This window comes from Microbacterium sp. CPCC 204701 (assembly GCF_004010105.1).
Taxonomy (GTDB): Bacteria; Actinomycetota; Actinomycetes; order Actinomycetales; family Microbacteriaceae; genus Microbacterium.
Map to the genome: position 1 here is coordinate 1 of NZ_RRYE01000447.1, position 2224 is coordinate 2224.

A 2224-nucleotide genomic window follows, 5' to 3' on the forward strand; every position below is an offset into this window, starting at 1 on the left:
GTGATCAGCCGTCGTCCGATGGTCGCGCGTCGCGGGCGGCGCGGCTCCGGCGCCGCCCGCGCAGCGTGAGCACCGCCGCCGCGACCAGGCCGGCGATCACGACCAGCGCGATGATCGGCACGATGATCGCGAGCACCGACAGCCCGAGCGAGGTCACGTCCTCGACGGTGCTGATGACCGGAGCCGCGACCCCCGCGGTGGCGACGTTCACGGCCGGGCGCACCGCGGCCTTGACCATGTGCACCGCGAGGGCGATCACGACGCCGATCGCGATCGGCACCCAGGCCGTCCCGGTGAGGAGATCCGGGTCGTCCACGCGCACGGTCTCGGCGCTCGACCCCGCGCCGAAGGCGATGCCGCCGGCCGCCGGGCGCACGACCGTCTGGATCACGTCGTTGACCGAGTCGACCGCGGGGATCTTGTCGGCGACGATCTCGACCACCAGCAGCGCGCCGACGACCCAGAGCGCGACGTCCGACGACAGCCACGCCCATCCCCCCGGCAGCTCGACCGCCGGCACGAACCGGTCCGCGACGCCGAGGACGAACAGCGGCATCCACGCGTTCAGTCCCGCCGCCGTGGCGAGTCCCGACCCGACGAGGAACTCCAGCACGCCTCCACTCTAGGCGCGCGTCGGTCGGGTCGGGCAGTGTCGCGGCGGGCCACGGCGGCGTACCCTGAAGGCACGTCATGGAGGTGTGGTATGGGCATGCTCTCGAGGTTCCGCCGGCGCAGGGAGCCGTACCGCGCCGTGACCGATGAGGAGCGCATCGCGCGGTACGTCTACCTGCTCGGCACCCTTCCCGCCTCGGTCATCGAGAGCGCCCACGCGGCCGCGTTCAAGGATCTGCCGCCCCAGCGACGTCGCGGGATGTTCGAGCAGCTGCGTCCGTTCATGGCCGAGTCCGAGCGCGATGCCGCCGCAGAGGACCCCACCGTGCTCGCACGGCTGGTGCGGCGGGCGGAGGAGCACCGGGTGCGGCGGGCTGCGGGAGGCGATGCGGATGCCGCGACCCGCGTGCCGATCGGCACCGTCGTGGCCGATCGACCCGGCACTGACGACGCACGCGACGCGGTCGACGTGCGGACGATGCTCGCCAGCGCCGGCGTCATGTCGCTGGTGGCGAACCAGTTCCTCCTCTCGAGCTCTGTCGCGGCGTACTACACCGTGGGTGCCGGCTCCCTGCAGCTCGCCTCCGAGCCGGCGTGGATCGGCGACGCCTACGACCCGGGCAGTGCGTCCGGCTTCGACGGCGGAGCCGCCAGCGGAGGTTTCGACGGCGGAGGGGTCGCCGGGTTCGACGCCGGGGGGCTCGGCGGCTTCGGCGGCTTCGACGGCGGCGGGTTCGGCGGCTGAGCGCGGACGTCGCTCGGGTCGGAGCGGGGAGCCCCCCGGCATCCGCTCGCCGCGAACGCCGCCCGATGCGATGCGCTGATCCTGTCGGAATGTCGGAGGCGCCGCCTACGCTGGGACAGATGCAGACCACGCGATCCGTGCGGCCGTTCGAGGTCGTGAGCGAGTACGAGCCATCCGGCGATCAGCCGCACGCGATCGCCGAGCTCGCCGCCCGCATAAACGCGGGCGAGACCGACGTCGTGCTGCTCGGCGCGACCGGCACCGGCAAGTCCGCGACCACGGCGTGGCTGGTCGAGGCCGTGCAGCGACCGACCCTCGTCCTGGCGCACAACAAGACCCTCGCGGCGCAGCTTGCGAACGAGTTCCGCGAACTCATGCCGCACAACGCCGTCGAGTACTTCGTCAGCTACTACGACTACTACCAGCCCGAGGCGTACGTCCCGCAGACCGACACCTTCATCGAGAAGGACTCTTCGATCAACGCCGAGGTCGAGCGCCTGCGTCACTCCACCACGAACTCGCTCCTCAGCCGCCGCGACGTCGTCGTGGTGAGCACGGTGTCGTGCATCTACGGCCTGGGTGCGCCCGAGGAGTACATGCGCGCCATGGTGGCGCTGCAGGTCGGTGAGGCGTACGACCGCAACGCGCTCATCCGCAAGTTCATCGCGATGCAGTACAACCGCAACGACGTCGACTTCTCGCGCGGCAACTTCCGCGTGCGCGGCGACACGATCGAGATCATCCCGGTGTACGAGGAGTACGCGATCCGCATCGAGATGTTCGGCGATGAGATCGAGGCGCTGTACATGCTCCATCCGCTCACGGGGGACGTGGTGCAGCGGCTCGACAGCGTTCCGATCTTCCCCG

Annotated in this window: 3 protein-coding genes; 2 read left to right on the top strand and 1 reads right to left on the bottom strand. The window is 71.0% G+C overall.

Annotated features, from left to right (window positions below):
* Positions 1–4: 4 nt before the first annotated feature.
* Positions 5–613, bottom strand: coding sequence for a DUF4126 domain-containing protein (locus tag EIO58_RS16600; RefSeq protein ID WP_205789341.1), 609 nt, complete (start codon positions 611–613; stop codon positions 5–7).
* Between the two features lie 90 nt (positions 614–703).
* Between EIO58_RS16600 and EIO58_RS16605 the strand changes: the two genes are divergently transcribed.
* Positions 704–1357 (top strand): hypothetical protein, encoded by a 654-nt coding sequence (locus EIO58_RS16605; RefSeq protein ID WP_127820404.1) that lies wholly within the window; start codon positions 704–706, stop codon positions 1355–1357.
* A gap of 119 nt (positions 1358–1476) precedes the next feature.
* Positions 1477–2224: DEAD/DEAH box helicase family protein (locus EIO58_RS16610; RefSeq protein WP_164861806.1), on the top strand; the 748-nt coding region annotated here is incomplete at its 3' end.

Excerpts from the sequence above, each read along its gene's own strand:
- EIO58_RS16605 (WP_127820404.1), top strand. The coding sequence starts at position 704 with ATGGGCATGCTCTCGAGGTTCCGCCGGCGCAGGGAGCCGTACCGCGCC.